The following is a 14,957-nucleotide window of genomic DNA, read 5'->3' as shown; positions in this document are numbered from 1 at the left end:
ATGTGCAATGCCGCTCTGCAAAAGTCAAACTTTTTCTTTGTGACTATATTTTACTCATGGGCAAACCAACTGTCAACCACCATTTTCAGAAAATCAAACGTGCTCTTGAGCATAGGATTATTCTTATAATAATCCTTATTCTTGTAGGCTCTGTCCATAACTTCATGAAATCCTGATAAGCAATTACTCCTGCTCCGTGGACATTTCCCTCTACAGAAGCAACAAAGATCTGTTCCTGCTCAGGTGGAATATTAAGACCAAGCATTTCAAGATCCTCGACTCCCATCTGCTTGGCAAGGACCTGTGCCATTCCCTCGATCACAATAGGCTTGACCTCAGGAGCATGAATCAACGCGTCAGCATGAAGCTGCTCAGCTGTGATTCCGTACTGGTCCAGCATCTGGTTTGTTACCAGGATTGAACCTCTTTCCGTAGTAGTTGTGTTCACCTCAAATCGGTAAACAACAGCCATATCCTCCATAATCCTGTGAGGCACAGTCTCAAGAAGTGCAGCATTTCTCTCAGCAGAAACAACTTCCATCGTCAGTGTTTCCTTCATCTTGCTGTAATCCTTAAAAGAGTCGATATCAAAATCAGGTCTGCTGTTAAGTGCACTCTCTGCAAGCTCAGCAGCCTTGGAAGTAATGACATCAATATCGATTCCCTTTTCGTACTGCTGGTAAAGTGCTGTGGCATTGAGGTTAACACCGATGATGCTGTCCTCAGGCTTAACAGTAAGTGCCTCATAGGAGGAGTTCATCTTCTCCATCGTTCTGGCCTCAATCTCAACCTCCATTCCATACTTGGAATACATGATCTCCTTCACGCTGGAAGCAAGTTCCTCTTTGAATTGTTCAAAATCCATACATTTCCCTTTCTTTTTTGGACATTATAAAAGCGCCACCCCGGTAGGAATACCGGAAGCAGCGCTTCACAACAGTTATTCTTTTGCAAAAGAAAAACCAAAGAATGAATCGATTTTGTTCTCTCGTTCATTCCTTGGCTCATTATAATAATATCATGCCCAAAATCGCATGGAAACTACCATTTGGGTGTCATTTAGGTGCCAATTGGGTGACATCTGGGTGACATTTGGGGACGCTTTTTCAATTGGTAAATATCTTAGCTGTAACAGCAGTGATTGCCACAGAAAGAGCCACACCTGCAATCAACACTGCTATAAGGCTCCAAAAAGGGCTTACTGCCATCAGAGTATCTGCATATCCTTCTGGCATTTCCTCTACTGCACATTCATAAGTATATGTACGATTGAACCATATCTGCCCATAGTATCCAAACGTGGAAAAGCTCATTATTACAGTGCTGATCACATCCCCATTCCATTTATACTTGCACAAGAACCTGACAGCCTCCGCCAAAACTCCGATCACAACTACCGGAATCACATGCCACGGCACAGCATCCCCTGTTATCACAAATAGCAGGATGATCATCAGAGAGAAGATGGCTGCACACCCCGGTGCCTGTATCCTTCTAAATGCGTAGAAAGCAACACCAGACAACAAGATTCCTGCTGTAATCTGGTAGCACACAAACATTACCGGATGAATAGCTCCCAACACGCAAACCAAAACCGTGAATACCGCATAGATTACAGCATATACAACCATCCATATCGCATTTTTCTTGTTCCACTTATTATTCATCACTACTTTCCCCTTTTTCATTTTCATCTATTTGTGAAATCTTCAATCTCTTCCACATACTCTCTGGTATGCGCAGCCATGTATCCACAATGCGGATATCCTTTTCTAATAACCACCTTCACATCCGGCATATACTTGGCAAAAGATTTTCTAGAAAGCTTCAGGTCAAAGTCTTTCTCGCCATACTCCAAGTGCAGTTTAGCCTGATGCTCTTTTGACAACGGCTTCATATCGTAGGTACAGCACGCATGGCATATTGCATCGATATCACTCAGCGTGATTCTTTCAAAGTTCTTAGTCATCATCTTTGCGAAGTCATAGCCATACCAATCCACTAGGGATTTTGATGCTTCCACATGAGTCTTATCCAGCTGTTTCTTTCTCTTTCTGAACAGATTACACACAAGCACTTCTGCCATCTTAGAACTCTTATTGAGTGCAACACCGTCAAACCAGGCACGTTCTAAATTAAAATCAGAATCCCAGAATAGCCGCCATGCAACTGCTACGCCAAGTGAAGCTCCGTATACAAGCTTGATATCCTTATAGTCTTTATCAGTCAGATACGATTTAAGCTGTCTATACTCATCATCAGCGCTGATATATGCCCCGGCTTTACCATGGCCTCCCTGATCGGGAGCGATGATAAAGTAATCTCCCTTAAGATACGGACTCATCAGATCATACAGATTTGCACCGGATATCATCATTGGCGCCAGCAATATGAGCTTTGGATTATTAGGATTTCCATACTCGTTGATATACATCTCATTTCCCTTTCAAAACAAAAACACCACAATCCCTGCAACTATAGCAGCTCCTGCTATCCATATCATTGCCAGCAAGCTTCTTTTTTTCAAAACCTGGCCCCAAGTCTGAACATATGGAATATCTTCACAGCCAGGCAAAATCCAAAACCTGCTATGTCCAACCCAGATCTTGTCTATGACAATACCATCATAGATATTCATTACTTCAAGAAATAGCAGAGCCTGTAAATATGCCGTTTTGAAATCAGAGACTCTGTTCCATAATCCGATAATGAGTACAAGCGCTGTCAGCATTACTATGTAAAACTCTGTCATGAAGACCTTGCGCTTTTTCTGCATAGTTTCTTTTGTTATAAGACCTATATCTATAGCCCTTTCCTGTACTGCTTTCGGATAGAAATACAATCCATCAATAGCGCCCCCTCTTACCGCGTACATGACCATCGCAGTAAAAAGCAGGCAGAATAAAACCATCTGTATCAGAATAATCATCTGTCACCAACCTTGACTTTCTTCGCCATAACCAAAAGTCCAACGAACATCCACAAATTCCCTATACTGATCCAAGCAGCAGTAATAGCATTGCGAACTTCTGATTCAGGAAGGAACTTAAACAGCATGACTGCGGCCATTCCTACCGCAGGACAGAATATCCAGCACCATTTAGGATATGGAGTCAGCCCTTTTGTGAATGCTGCAATATGTGCCACATGTTGGATGATCCAGAATAGAAAGAACACTATCATTCCCGGCAAAAGAAAGTATTTACCAAATTTCACTGCTGCATCTACTGCAATCTCCGGGGCAGCATCGTTCATATACTTGTAAAAGAAGCATGTGGACAAACACGGGACATGCACTCCACATCCCGCGAAAGCCAATACCCCAAGTATTCCTGTTCTATAAAGATGAGCATATTTCTGTGATTTAGGAACAATCAGCCTGTACACTCCAAAATAGCAAAGTGCCTCAAGCGGAATACCTATGAATCCCAGAAATGCTGACCAAAACATTCTGGTATCTGATAATTGCAAATATGCTGACAAGAACCATTCCATACCTGTTTTAGAGGAATCATGCATCCCATAACCTATAAGCACATCTCCCACAAGCACCATGCATGCGGCAAACATGCCTATCCGCATAAGCTTTTCTATCCTGTCCCAGTCTAACTTGTTATCTATTCCGATGTCATTAAACTTATCCATACATTCCGCCCTTAATGCTTTACCATTTAAATACAGCAAGCCTGTTGTTGATGTTCTTTCCAACGATAGCAAAGAGTTTTCCGCGCAATGAATACTTCTTCATTTCTTCGTTATAGCTCGTTTCAGACACAAGGCTCATCCTTGGTTCAAGATCCAGATATTCACGGCCTGACTTTGTTCCCCAGCCGAAAGAAGCATTAGTATGTTTCACAGCATCGTGATGGCTACCATTCTTTTCAAGGAACGGAGAATGAAGCTCCGCAAGAAGATATCCATGTTCGAAGCTGTCACAAAGCATGTTGATGCATGTCTTTACCTGGTCTTTGGAAAAGTATTCAAGGACTCCTTCCATAACCACGATGGTCATGTCTCGCTTAGGAAGTTTCCTTGTCCATTCTCCGTCAAGCGCACTCCCATCGAGCATTGTGCACCTGTCCCTGTCAGAGTACACTTTACGTCTCTTCTCTATCTGATCCGGAAGATCCACATCAAACCACGTGATCTTGCCATTGTCTACCTGCAAGAACTTATCATCAAAGCCACATCCAAGATTTATGCAGAGTGCATCCGGATATTTACTGATAAGCCGCTTCAACTCATTTCTGTATAGTATTGTTCTAGCCACTACACCCTCATGTGATAAAAAGGGATCGTATTTACTAACGTCAACTCCAAGCGCATCAATGATCTCTTTTGCCTTAAGATCAATTATCCTGGCATTAGATCTTGCTGTCTCGCTTGCCTTTATCGCAAGTGGAATAAGAGCTGTTTCCTGTACATCACCAAAAGTAAGTTCCATTGTACACTCCTCCTTTTTAAAATTGTTAGCCCACGCTAACTTTAAATCATAGTATTCTCTTTTTCTCATGTCTATAGCCTTTACAACGACTTTGTGAGCCTGTAGTCACAACAGTCATCACCTTCAGCCACTGATTTAGTCCGTTTATAATCAACTCCCCTGAAGCCGTTCATATATTCTTTATCCATGCAGCAGATCATCTGAACAGCTTCCGGAGTCCCAAGTTCCCGTGCCTTATCATAAAGAGGACAGCTTACCACATCCATGAAGCACTGTTCTTTGGTAATTTTAAGGTTCTTTATTTCATATCCATCGCTCAGTTTTGCAGCAATTCTATCCATCCTCTTCCACATGAGTGAAGGAATGCCCGGCAAAGCAGTAATCTTGCTAAAGATACCTTGTAATCTGCGTCCCATCTTTGTTCCAAAGCCTCTTGTAACAGCCAAAGCTTCTCCGGGATAGAAATGCTCAACTGAACGATACAGTGCTACTGCCGGAAAGACATATGACACACTCGCCTTATCTGCGGATGGTTCAGCATTCTTTAATCTGGAAAACTCCTCTTCAGCATAATCCCATATATCTTTTGCCTTAGCTTTTCCGTATTTCTCAGCCAATTCCGAATAAAAACGCTTAAATATAGAAGATTTTTTAAGAGTATTGCTCATACAGACTGCTCTCCGTCACTTCTTTATCCCCAATCTTTTACTTACTATACTTCATGATACTACTTAATGTTAGTTGTTGCTAACTTTTCTCAAAAATTTATCATTTCATTTTTCTCTTACAAGATCATACATAAAGCTCTTTTCCCCAAGCGTTCTTGTACCCACATGTTTCATGCTCTGTTCCTGGCTTACCACTTAATCAAAGCTCTTTTCTTATTCAACCCATCAAACTTATGAACAGTCCTACAATCGCTGCCGGAATCAGTGCAAACAACAGCCCTGGGAATATAGCACCTTTTAAATGAAACCACTTCTGATGGTAAGCCTTGTCCATGTGCTCTGTTCCTTCCAGCCTGAACATTTTCATATTTGCAAATAACACCCAGTCCAGAAAGAGTGTGTCATAGGCTCCAATCCATACCATGAGTCCAAAAGCGATCGCGAATCCCTGCCAAAATGTAACTGCCCCGGCAAACTTCGCGCATATGGTAAGAATAACTGTAAACATGATTATTCCACAGGACTTCGCCAGTACTACCTTTTTTGATTTATATGAAACATCCACTCTTTCATGTGTTTTGAAGTATTCTTCTTGAATATCAGGCGGGTAATTATGGATACATGCCGGACTGTACATTTTTTCCCCATGAAAAGACACAAAAAGAATTGTTGTAAATAATACTGCAAATACTATCGCTTCAATTACCAATACATACCAAACCATGTTACCTGCTTCCCTCCCTCATAATACGACCATCATAATCCCTGCCAGTACAGCTGCAATAATAGGATTGCCTACAATCGTAATCAGCCACTTCACAATCTTCGTCTTTTTGGGGATGTAAGGCCTTAGATCTTCGGTTCCCGGAATCGTCCAGGCTTTTGTATGCTCCACCCAATACCAATCAATAAAGAATCTATCGAATAGTCCTTCTGCCATTGTCATAGCATATATTTGGAGAAATGGCACTATAAATCCTCTTGCTCCATTGATGCCATAAACTGACCACAGCACAAAAGCAATCATCACTGTAAGTGTGCCTATCTTGAATAATTTACAATTCTTATCGATCTGTGCCTTTGTTATAAGTCCCATCTCTACGACGCGATCCTGTACATCTTTTTCATATAAAAAAGCTCCCTGTTCTGTTCCATTTGCTATAACAACTACACAGGGGAGAAATAGTATAAAGCAAACCACAATGCACTCTAATATTAGAACCATAGTCACCCCCATATTACCCTCAAACTGTCATTACCATAAATTCATCTATAGCTTTCAGCACAGGTTCTGCGTATTCTTTCCCACCGAACAGCCACTGCTCATGCTGCATGTTGAACTCTCTGATGTCAGGATCATGGAAGTACTTCTTATAGCGTTCAAGATACTTCTCACCCATTTTGTTGGCATAGATAAAATGAGCTCTTGTATGTTCAACATTGATATCATCCCTAAGATGGGTCAGGAGGTCTGTGTAATACTCATTCTTTATGGACCGGGGATTAAACTTGGAAAAACAGTTCATGAATTTCTCAGCATTTTCATCATCCATTTCAAAGATTTTTTTCAGCTTTTCTTTGGATTTATTCCGTTTCTTTTCACTGCCTGTAAAGCTTGTTAAAAGAGGCACAACAAGCATTGACTGGAGTTTTGCTGATACCGGCCCGCTCTGATCAAGGTCAGGACTGCCAAAGATAGCATGATCTATATGCACGTTCTTTCTCATAACAAGCTGACCCACAAAACTTGAACCAAGAGAAGATCCAATAGCTCCATCAAGCCTGCCATTATGCTTCTCACAGATATATTTCTCGATTTTCTCTGTTACCGTAATCATATCAGGAAAGATACCATCACTTCCATCAAACCCATCATAGTTCACGCATATAAGATGATATTTCTCTGATAACCTATCGATTACTGTTCCAAAGTTTGTCTGCCAGTCACAGCATGTCCCGGGAAGCAGCATAAGCGTCTTTCCTGACATATTCCCAATTTCTTCAAATTGCATTTTTTATACTCCCCTGTTTTGTAGTATTTCTGATTAAATCCACCATCTTATCCCAGCCTTCCTTGGCCTCTTTCACTATTGGGAATGCCGGATAGCAGTGGAACATGCCTTCGCCTACGATCATCTCATAATCCACTCCATATTTTTGCATGACTTTTTCGAAAGATGGAGCGCAGGCATACAACGTTTCTTCGGAGCCATAAACAAAAGTCACTTGCGGACAATTGGTAAAATCGGCCTTTTGAAGCCATATCATGTATTCAGGAACTGACAAATCGCCATGTCTCATGATATCCACAGCGGTTCTCATATAGCTTGCCGGAATTGCCACATCTTTTTTATTAAGCTTCAGCATCCGCTCCCACTCTTCATCTGTTTCAACGCAGGTTCCGGGTGAAATGGCAAGAATATAGCCAGGCATCGGTGTATCATCATGCCCGTCATTGATGTATGGAACCATTCCCAGCGCAAGATTACCGCCTGATGATGTACCTAGAACCGAGATGTTCCCAGCGTCATAGTCCTTTAGCATCTCTTTATATGTCTCATGGATCATTGCATATGCTTTGGTAAGGGGATAATCCGTGCAAAGGGGATAGTAAGGCACGTACACATCCACTCCTGTTTCCTTGGCAAAACGGAGTGCTTTCTTGACAGCGTCAGGTCTTGGTGCCATTACCATTCCGCCACCGATGATAAAGAGATTAGCGTGAGATGCCTTAGCTTTATGCTTCATCCTGATCACCGTAAATCCCATCACCTTGATCCGGTCTATATCAAACTCATGATCTTTAAGCTCAGGAATCTGGTTCTTTGCATTTTCCTTTTTCTTTGCTGCAACAATCTCCTCAGCAGTTTTTCCATCCCACATCTTCTTTAAACCCGCGGCTTTCACTACCCGCTTAAGGATCTCATATTTAATGCTCATAGCTCCTTCTTTCTGCACTGGAATACCGCAATGCTCTCAACATTTGTAACATTGACTTCAATGTACAGTCCCTTGAGTCGCTTCTCCAGGGACTCTACTGTTTCGAACGGTCTTGTGAAGAATCCGCTTTTTATGTAAAACCTGTCTATCATCTTATCAGTATGTGTGTTGGCGCCTTCTACATAAAAGCATCCGGTAAAAATGCCACCTGGTTTGAGAACTCTGAATGTCTCCTTATAAGCAGCTTCTTTATCCGGGAATGCGTGAAAACCATTCAGCGAAACAACCGCATCAAATGTACTGTCTTCAAAAGGAAGATTTCCCACATCCCCCTGCTTAAATACTATGTTCTTTATCCGCATTTCATCTGCTCTTTGAGATGCAGATGCCATCATGTTTTCCGAATAATCAAGGCATGTAATGTCTGCGTTCGGAAGCGTTTTCCAAACCGGCATTGAAAGGACACCGGTGCCCACCGGAACCTCAAGTAGTTTCCCTGAAAAGTCTGCAGGTATCATCTCAAAAGCTCTCGCCTGATATTCCAGCGCATCCTCTCTGTCCATGTTCCACACAAGTTTTGTGACTAACCTGCCCATAAAGGTACTGCAGGTCATCATCCCATCATAAAAGCCGTGAGCCTTTCCCAGACTCTTATACGCACTCTTTATCTCAGTTTTCCTGTCAGACATATCTGCCTCCTCCACGTTTCTTAAAACAATGTACATATCCAGGCCACAATAGCTGACGCTGCCGGGAATATTATAAATAGCTTCAGCAACTGACTCTTTATGTTATAGCCATACTTCCTATTCTTATAAACATTTTCCACCTCTGGATAATAAAACTGAAAGAAATGAAACTTAATCAGCAAAAAGTAATCGAAACAGATCATGTCATAGAGTTTATAGACAGTGAATATAAAAACAAATCTGAAGAAGAACTGCCCAAACGTGAACCCACTCCTGAAGCCATCCCAGATTGAAATCACTCCAACACCAAGTATCATCAGAAGGCTGAATATCATAAGTGTCCATCCAATTATCCTCGCCCCATAGAAAAGTTCCTTGTCTCTATGACGAAGCACCGCCTGTGCTTCCTTTGGCGCTGAAGAAAAGAACTTTTCATTCTGTATAAATGCCACCGCAGAAAACATCATCAGCGTTATCGCAGCACAGAAAACAATTGTAAGAAAAACAGTTAAAAGCATACTCATTTACCCCTCTGAAACATAGTCCTCTATTGCTTTAACAGCCTCTTCTATGCCATTTTCTTTCATTATCAGCTCAGAAATTGTCTGCGCCGTAACATCGTAATTTCCACTGACCAGGTCTCTAAGAGAATCTGCGATTTCTGTGGCTGTACATAACTTCTTTCTGATGTATAAAGGTTTTGGTCCACATCTAAGCTTGTGATCCACCCTGCCATAGAAATGCTGATCAAGAGCCAGTGCTATCACCAGCGTAGGAAGACCTGCCCTAAGCCCCAGACCATTCGTAGTGTTTCCACCATGATGAACCACAGCCCTAACCTTTTCGAAGATGTAAGCATATGGTACGTTATCGACAAAATATAGTTTGTCTGTATTTATCCTGTCTTTTTCAGGTATCTGAAACGCCTGCACGATAGCACGAATCCCAGTCTTTTTCAAAGCTTCTAATGTCAGCAGCTGTAATCTTGCAAGTTCAGGTGACTCTGCTTTTCCAAAAGCCACAAATATGGGTTTTCCACCCGCCATCAAAAAATCCGTCAGTTCCTTGGGTTCTTTATAATCTTTTATACTCTCTTCCGGGTGATACCAGTATCCTGTCACATGTATATAGTCTCCCCATGAAGGATCCGGAGGCATAAGGAGTGGACTTGTCGGATAAAAAGTAAGTACTTTTCTTCCATCAAGTTCCGTATATCTGCTGCTTATCTTCCACTTTGAGAGTCCTGCACTCTTTCTCCATTTATTAAGAGCTACCATTGTCATGAGGCTCATTCCATCCGGAAGTCCATCATAGCTTTTAAGCACTTTGTCCGAATTAAAATCATCAGTATAAAGCGAGTATTGTCTGGTCGGATCCATCGGACTGTAAAAATATCTTGCACATTTGATTCCAAGATACTCAGCCGCATGTCTTGCAAAAGCTGAGCACGTACCATACATTACAAGGTCAGAGCCTTTTATAGCATCAATGGTCTGCTCCATGAACCTCGGATTTTCTTTCTTAAGCTTAAACAGCCCATTAACAAAATCAAGGCTAGTCTTATAGTCTGTAACCATATATTTCATGACATGATCTGCATCCGTATCAAGCCTTAAGAAGGTCACGCCTTTACTTTCTATGAGCGGACGGAAAGCCTCCGATGTCAGTATCCGAAACTCATGTCCCCTTTTTGTCATTTCCTCGCCAAGCTCTGCCAGAGGATTTACATCTCCCCTGGTTCCCACTGCGACAGCTGTAACAATCATTCCTTACTCCCAATACGTGTAATCCAACTAAGTATTTCATCTATAGCTAATTTCCCATTACCCACATTACAATGATTTTCCGCTTCTTCCTTGTCAGTAAACAGGCGAAATGTAAGGCTTCTGACATTCCTTAGCATGTTGATCTCTTTTCCGATAAGATGGTAATCAATGAAATGGTCTCCACTGGCCCCAAGAATCAGCATATCCTGCGTAATCTGATCTGCGACGGGCGCAATGTCATATAGCTTCAGCTTCTTGGCATAACTATATGCATCCTTTGCCTCATAGGCATAGCATCCATGCTTGATTCCCCAGTCGATTATGGGAGATTTCTTAGCTTTTTTGCCAAATACCAGATTAAGAAGTGGACGGGCATGTAGCTTCATGAGGATATGGAATGCTCTCTGCGTACCCTGTGGTTGCATACTCACAAGAATATCCTGAAAGCATGGGAATATGGACCAGGCAACCACTTTAGTTATGCGTTTGTCAAAAGCCGCTGCTCTTGGGGCAAGATAACCTCCGAGAGATATGCCTATGATAGTCACATCAGAAAGCTTGAAATAATCCAGGATTACCTTAACAGGTTTCTCCCATTCATGGGTGAAATGCATTCCCTGAACGCGCATTACGCCACCCTGCCCGGGGCCTTCAAACATGTAGACTTCAAAGCCCTGTTCCTGCATATATAGGACAGTGAAAAGAAATTCCTCAAAATAGCTGTCATTGCCGCCATGGATAAGTATAGTCCCCTTGCTCTCACCATAAGGCACCACATGCATCACAGGGAGTTTCACATTCTCATAGGGGACATCATATCTTTCAATCTTTGGATTTTCTCCCTCAAAGAAATCTGCATAGTACTCGTAAAAGAGCTTGGTTGCCTTCTCATAGTACTTTCTCTTATCAGGATCACCGTCATACATGAAGAACTCGCTCATTCGATAATAGGCAATGGCATTATCTGTCCTGCCCTCTTTCATGGCTTCATCGCCGAGCAAGATAAGTTCTCTTTTCCAATCATCACTGTTATGGATCCTGCCGGCAACCTTTTGTACATCATCAAGTCTGCCGCCATCCCAGTTGATAACGCGATTTAGCTGATAATTAAAATTTGCTTCGTCATTGAGATTATATACGCCCTTTTTCAGAATTACCGGCCTTGTGATATCATACTTTTCCATATAACGCTATTGATCCCCCTCACAAACTTTTCCGGCTTAAATGGAGCCAGCCCTCCGTGGCCTGTGTCCTTAATCTTTCTAAATACTGTATGTGGAAAGATCTTTTTTATATATTCCACATCCCACTTTCTATCTTTTACCTCTTTTTCTGCGACCCAGTATTCTATGTATTTACAGTCAATATGGATATACTTCGGCATGGAATAATTGTTGCAGGATTCAAATGTCCTCCAGATTGTTCTGGCACTGATCATTTTAAGAACCTTTGCCGCGTATTGCGCATCTTCCTCTGACAGTTCATCAGTTGAAAATGCCTTTTCCAGCAGCCTTGCCCCGCCAATCTTCCCTGTGTATATCAGGAGAAAATCTTTTATCGCTATCAGCCTTGTAATAATCCATGGCAGCTGATAAGGAGTGATACCGCCATCTATAACTGCGCTTCGTATGTTTAATCTGTTATCCGCGAGCATCCTGACCACTACGCTGCCACCCATAGAACAACCATAGAGACAAGTAACATCACTTAGTCCATGCTTGATAAGCCAATCTTCCAGCTCTGCTGCAATATCCTCAACGCTTGTAAAATTGCTCTTATTGTCAGGGTCATATCCCGGAATTGCTGGAATAATCAGATGATATTTCTTTTCCATAAGTGGTATAACATACTCGAAGTAATCCCACATGACAACTGATGGATGTACCAACACTATGACTTTGTCATTTTCTTTTCCAAATTCGTGTATAGTCATATATCAACAACCTTAGCCTTTTTCGCCATAATCAATAGTCCAGCAAGCATCCATGGATTTCCCCGTCCGGCCTCCATATTTACACCAGATATCCGTTAGTATCCCTCTCAAGTTCTGTCCACTGCTTTGGAATATCGCCGTATTGCCCGATGTATGCCTTGAAATCCCTGTTGAGCGCACTCATCTCATCGACTGCATTCATCGCATGGTCTGAAGTGCAGAGTTTTCCAAGCTTCGTTGCGAAAATGAATTGATAGAACGGAAGGTATTTCTTTTTGAACTTTGGATTCCTAAAGTCTTTGTCGGAATCAGGCATAATTTCATGCCCATTGTCTTCCAGTACTGTATAAGCCGCAATAGTTGCGTCCATGATCCTGTTGACATAGACTTTGTCGCGCCTAAGCTTTTTTATATCACCATTTGCATAATAACAGGCAAAAGCTATTGGTATTACTGATGCTGCATGGCATATGAGCCAGTCTGTCATATTTGATTCATAGACTACTTTAAAGTTTGTTCCGGAGAATACATTCCTTACAAAATTCTCCTGCGAGGGAGTCCCCTTAGTATTTCCAACTGTTATCTTATTCAGTGACACTGATCTGATATAGCTCTTTTCCCTGTGCCCGGCAGACATTGCAAATGCAAAAAGAACTGACTTCTTCGATAGTGCTTTTGTGAGTTCGTCTGTCTTAAGATTGTTCCCAACAAATACAATGTTTCTGGAAGCATTATCTTTAAGAGGTTGAACAACACTATCTATCTGGGTATATCTGACCACCACAAATATAACGTCGTATCTATCATCCGATCTCAACCCATTAATCACAGGTATCTTCACATTGGTCTTTCTGCCGAAATAATTATGAATACTAAGCCCATTTCTTTTTATCTCTTCATACCATTTTCCACGTGCAAGAAGTGTGACATCTTTTCCCTGCCTGTACAAGTTGCTTGCAAGATTTCCACCCAACACTCCTGCTCCATAAACAAGTATTCTCATATCATTCCTCTCTTTTAAAGGTCACAAAGATGAGCCCTGCAAACAGAGCACATAATACTGCTCCTGTCAGCATCCATAGGGATAATCCATAATCAGTATTTGAAAGGATTCCATATATTGAAATAGGGATTCCAACTAGTCCGCCCAGCGACAATGCTCCAAAGCCCCTGTGCAGCCTTGTCGCTGTAAGGATGCGGTTAAGCCCTGCCACCCTCTCACTAATTAGTTCCAACACGCCAATCATCATGAAAATTGCTACTATGACAGAAAGTACGGCATACATATTCGCCTCTTGCCTCAAACATTTCACTGTACAAACAATCCATATTATCCAGCCTGCATTCCCCAGCAAATCATATATCATCCACTTAGCTGTGGATATCTCCGTTCTATATATCCCAATGCCAGGTTTCCACGGGATGCATCTGTTTACGTTTTTCTTATACTCAGCGTACTCCTCACCATATAAATCCAAAAGCCACTTCTCTTCCGTTTTTATAAGTGCAACTGTCATAATAATCCAGTCAACAATCGGAAAAAGTAGCAGCCATGCATTATGCCACATAAGGGTAATCCCAGATAGCGCAAACCACCAGCCGCTGTACATCGGGTTCCGTACCCATGAATAAATGCCATTGGTCTGAAGCCTGTTCTCTGTTATAGAATCATCCATATCTGACCGGACAGCTCCTATATACCATACACCGATCCCAATTATGATGAGTAATGTACCAACCACTCGGAAAATAAGTATCCATGGATCATACAGGATTCCTATCTTAAGCACATAGCCAAGCAAGATAATTCCTATTACATTGACCATAGCAATTCCATAAACAATATATGGCCCGACTCCAAAGAGAGGGAGCTTCTGCCCTTCCTTCATGTAGTTCTTTAACATTTTCTGATCACCTCATCATGACATGCAGGCCCATCTGATAAATCCGAATGTCTGATAAACTCTACATGCCGTGTAAGTCCCGAATAGGCTCTTGTATCTGTATTGCAGAATATTTTACAAAGCGGTCTTATCCCATAGGTTTCAAACATTTCGACATACATACACTTAGAAATTCTATATTCTACCTTGTCCCTTGTGACATTGAAGTAATCGTAAGTTATGCTGCCATCAGCTACTCGCTTTTCATGGTCACCAACATTCCACTTCCTTGCTATGTCAAAGCTGTTAGGAAGTAAATTGATTATTGCAATTATCACATTGAAAAATGTCCTTCTTGCTACAAAGCCGGAATTAATAGTGTCCATGATTTCACTGTCTGATAGCCCAAAGTTCTTTAGTTCCAGGCACATTGCGATAACCGCATATACATGCGGAGTACTTGTTGATGGATAAACATTATGCTTCTTGAAATTATCTGAAGCATACATCTCTGACAGGCGAACAGCATATACATCTGCCTTGGCATCTATATCTTTCACCCCTGCTTTTACCAGCGCTTTTCGATATATCTTTTGATAGGCTTTTATCTTTTTGTTCATCCCTTATCCTCCGT

The 14,957-nt window shown here is 41.7% G+C and carries 19 protein-coding genes; all 19 read right to left on the bottom strand.

Going from position 1 to position 14,957, the window contains the following annotated elements; translation table 11 throughout:
• Positions 1–85: 85 nt before the first annotated feature.
• Entirely contained in the window at positions 86–865 is a 780-nt protein-coding gene (locus tag bhn_RS01805) for a DUF5688 family protein (protein ID WP_071175086.1), read from the bottom strand.
• A 241-nt stretch (positions 866–1,106) separates the two neighbouring features.
• Positions 1,107–1,667 carry an MptD family putative ECF transporter S component gene (locus bhn_RS01800; protein ID WP_071177391.1) on the bottom strand — a complete coding sequence of 187 codons (561 nt, stop codon included), beginning with the start codon at positions 1,665–1,667 and terminating at the stop codon, positions 1,107–1,109.
• 23 nt (positions 1,668–1,690) lie between these two features.
• Positions 1,691–2,434: an alpha/beta fold hydrolase gene (locus bhn_RS15840; RefSeq protein WP_202816789.1), complete on the bottom strand. Its 744-nt coding sequence runs from the start codon at positions 2,432–2,434 to the stop codon at positions 1,691–1,693.
• 12 nt (positions 2,435–2,446) lie between these two features.
• Positions 2,447–2,875: a hypothetical protein gene (locus tag bhn_RS01790; protein WP_330393229.1), complete on the bottom strand. Its 429-nt coding sequence runs from the start codon at positions 2,873–2,875 to the stop codon at positions 2,447–2,449.
• Between the two features lie 50 nt (positions 2,876–2,925).
• Positions 2,926–3,645, bottom strand: a complete 720-nt coding sequence (locus bhn_RS01785) for a DUF6796 family protein (protein WP_026519417.1) — start codon at positions 3,643–3,645, stop codon at positions 2,926–2,928.
• A gap of 19 nt (positions 3,646–3,664) precedes the next feature.
• Positions 3,665–4,444 carry a class I SAM-dependent methyltransferase gene (locus tag bhn_RS01780; protein WP_026518380.1) on the bottom strand — a complete coding sequence of 260 codons (780 nt, stop codon included), beginning with the start codon at positions 4,442–4,444 and terminating at the stop codon, positions 3,665–3,667.
• A gap of 80 nt (positions 4,445–4,524) precedes the next feature.
• Entirely contained in the window at positions 4,525–5,112 is a 588-nt protein-coding gene (locus tag bhn_RS01775) for an L-2-amino-thiazoline-4-carboxylic acid hydrolase (RefSeq protein ID WP_071175085.1), read from the bottom strand.
• A 217-nt stretch (positions 5,113–5,329) separates the two neighbouring features.
• Complete coding sequence (locus tag bhn_RS01770; RefSeq protein ID WP_026519420.1) at positions 5,330–5,836, bottom strand: hypothetical protein; 507 nt, start codon at positions 5,834–5,836, stop codon at positions 5,330–5,332.
• A gap of 18 nt (positions 5,837–5,854) precedes the next feature.
• A complete protein-coding gene (locus bhn_RS01765) occupies positions 5,855–6,337 on the bottom strand; it encodes a hypothetical protein (protein WP_236845951.1) in 483 nt (160 codons plus the stop codon).
• Between the two features lie 19 nt (positions 6,338–6,356).
• Positions 6,357–7,124: an alpha/beta fold hydrolase gene (locus bhn_RS01760; protein WP_022766189.1), complete on the bottom strand. Its 768-nt coding sequence runs from the start codon at positions 7,122–7,124 to the stop codon at positions 6,357–6,359.
• On the bottom strand, positions 7,114–8,052 hold the full coding sequence (locus bhn_RS01755) for an alpha/beta hydrolase (RefSeq protein ID WP_071175084.1): 939 nt from the start codon (positions 8,050–8,052) through the stop codon (positions 7,114–7,116). Before bhn_RS01755 ends, bhn_RS01760 begins: the two co-directional genes overlap by 11 nt.
• Positions 8,049–8,741, bottom strand: a complete 693-nt coding sequence (locus tag bhn_RS01750) for a class I SAM-dependent methyltransferase (protein WP_022753571.1) — start codon at positions 8,739–8,741, stop codon at positions 8,049–8,051. Before bhn_RS01750 ends, bhn_RS01755 begins: the two co-directional genes overlap by 4 nt.
• Before the next feature lie 20 nt (positions 8,742–8,761).
• Complete coding sequence (locus tag bhn_RS01745; protein WP_236845950.1) at positions 8,762–9,265, bottom strand: hypothetical protein; 504 nt, start codon at positions 9,263–9,265, stop codon at positions 8,762–8,764.
• The gene (locus bhn_RS01740; RefSeq protein WP_071175083.1) at positions 9,266–10,507 is read right to left on the bottom strand and encodes a glycosyltransferase; all 1,242 of its coding nucleotides are present in this window, start codon (positions 10,505–10,507) and stop codon (positions 9,266–9,268) included.
• Positions 10,504–11,691, bottom strand: coding sequence for an alpha/beta hydrolase (locus bhn_RS01735; protein WP_035770828.1), 1,188 nt, complete (start codon positions 11,689–11,691; stop codon positions 10,504–10,506). The genes bhn_RS01740 and bhn_RS01735 overlap by 4 nt, the downstream gene beginning before the upstream one ends.
• Positions 11,661–12,440: an alpha/beta fold hydrolase gene (locus tag bhn_RS01730; protein WP_071175082.1), complete on the bottom strand. Its 780-nt coding sequence runs from the start codon at positions 12,438–12,440 to the stop codon at positions 11,661–11,663. The genes bhn_RS01735 and bhn_RS01730 overlap by 31 nt, the downstream gene beginning before the upstream one ends.
• A gap of 79 nt (positions 12,441–12,519) precedes the next feature.
• Positions 12,520–13,443, bottom strand: a complete 924-nt coding sequence (locus tag bhn_RS01725; protein ID WP_071175081.1) for a ketopantoate reductase family protein — start codon at positions 13,441–13,443, stop codon at positions 12,520–12,522.
• Between the two features lies 1 nt (position 13,444).
• On the bottom strand, positions 13,445–14,344 hold the full coding sequence (locus bhn_RS01720; protein WP_071175080.1) for a methyltransferase family protein: 900 nt from the start codon (positions 14,342–14,344) through the stop codon (positions 13,445–13,447).
• Complete coding sequence (locus bhn_RS01715; protein WP_071175079.1) at positions 14,338–14,943, bottom strand: L-2-amino-thiazoline-4-carboxylic acid hydrolase; 606 nt, start codon at positions 14,941–14,943, stop codon at positions 14,338–14,340. Before bhn_RS01715 ends, bhn_RS01720 begins: the two co-directional genes overlap by 7 nt.
• Between the last annotated feature and the right edge of the window lie 14 nt (positions 14,944–14,957).

It is taken from the genome of Butyrivibrio hungatei, assembly GCF_001858005.1.
Lineage (GTDB): Bacteria > Bacillota > Clostridia > Lachnospirales > Lachnospiraceae > Butyrivibrio > Butyrivibrio hungatei.
The sequence above is the reverse complement of the archived record's forward strand: the minus strand, read 5'-3'. Positions and strand labels throughout refer to the sequence as shown.

What these genes read in the sequence shown, in the direction of transcription:
- bhn_RS01805 (WP_071175086.1), bottom strand. Translation starts at nt 865, where the DNA reads ATGGATTTTGAACAATTCAAAGAGGAACTTGCTTCCAGCGTGAAGGAG.
- bhn_RS01800 (WP_071177391.1), bottom strand. Translation starts at nt 1,667, where the DNA reads ATGAATAATAAGTGGAACAAGAAAAATGCGATATGGATGGTTGTATAT.
- bhn_RS15840 (WP_202816789.1), bottom strand. Translation starts at nt 2,434, where the DNA reads ATGTATATCAACGAGTATGGAAATCCTAATAATCCAAAGCTCATATTG.
- bhn_RS01790 (WP_330393229.1), bottom strand. Translation starts at nt 2,875, where the DNA reads ATGTACGCGGTAAGAGGGGGCGCTATTGATGGATTGTATTTCTATCCG.
- bhn_RS01785 (WP_026519417.1), bottom strand. Translation starts at nt 3,645, where the DNA reads ATGGATAAGTTTAATGACATCGGAATAGATAACAAGTTAGACTGGGAC.
- bhn_RS01780 (WP_026518380.1), bottom strand. Translation starts at nt 4,444, where the DNA reads ATGGAACTTACTTTTGGTGATGTACAGGAAACAGCTCTTATTCCACTT.
- bhn_RS01775 (WP_071175085.1), bottom strand. Translation starts at nt 5,112, where the DNA reads ATGAGCAATACTCTTAAAAAATCTTCTATATTTAAGCGTTTTTATTCG.
- bhn_RS01770 (WP_026519420.1), bottom strand. Translation starts at nt 5,836, where the DNA reads ATGGTTTGGTATGTATTGGTAATTGAAGCGATAGTATTTGCAGTATTA.
- bhn_RS01765 (WP_236845951.1), bottom strand. Translation starts at nt 6,337, where the DNA reads ATGGTTCTAATATTAGAGTGCATTGTGGTTTGCTTTATACTATTTCTC.
- bhn_RS01760 (WP_022766189.1), bottom strand. Translation starts at nt 7,124, where the DNA reads ATGCAATTTGAAGAAATTGGGAATATGTCAGGAAAGACGCTTATGCTG.
- bhn_RS01755 (WP_071175084.1), bottom strand. Translation starts at nt 8,052, where the DNA reads ATGAGCATTAAATATGAGATCCTTAAGCGGGTAGTGAAAGCCGCGGGT.
- bhn_RS01750 (WP_022753571.1), bottom strand. Translation starts at nt 8,741, where the DNA reads ATGTCTGACAGGAAAACTGAGATAAAGAGTGCGTATAAGAGTCTGGGA.
- bhn_RS01745 (WP_236845950.1), bottom strand. Translation starts at nt 9,265, where the DNA reads ATGAGTATGCTTTTAACTGTTTTTCTTACAATTGTTTTCTGTGCTGCG.
- bhn_RS01740 (WP_071175083.1), bottom strand. Translation starts at nt 10,507, where the DNA reads ATGATTGTTACAGCTGTCGCAGTGGGAACCAGGGGAGATGTAAATCCT.
- bhn_RS01735 (WP_035770828.1), bottom strand. Translation starts at nt 11,691, where the DNA reads ATGGAAAAGTATGATATCACAAGGCCGGTAATTCTGAAAAAGGGCGTA.
- bhn_RS01730 (WP_071175082.1), bottom strand. Translation starts at nt 12,440, where the DNA reads ATGACTATACACGAATTTGGAAAAGAAAATGACAAAGTCATAGTGTTG.
- bhn_RS01725 (WP_071175081.1), bottom strand. Translation starts at nt 13,443, where the DNA reads ATGAGAATACTTGTTTATGGAGCAGGAGTGTTGGGTGGAAATCTTGCA.
- bhn_RS01720 (WP_071175080.1), bottom strand. Translation starts at nt 14,344, where the DNA reads ATGTTAAAGAACTACATGAAGGAAGGGCAGAAGCTCCCTCTCTTTGGA.
- bhn_RS01715 (WP_071175079.1), bottom strand. Translation starts at nt 14,943, where the DNA reads ATGAACAAAAAGATAAAAGCCTATCAAAAGATATATCGAAAAGCGCTG.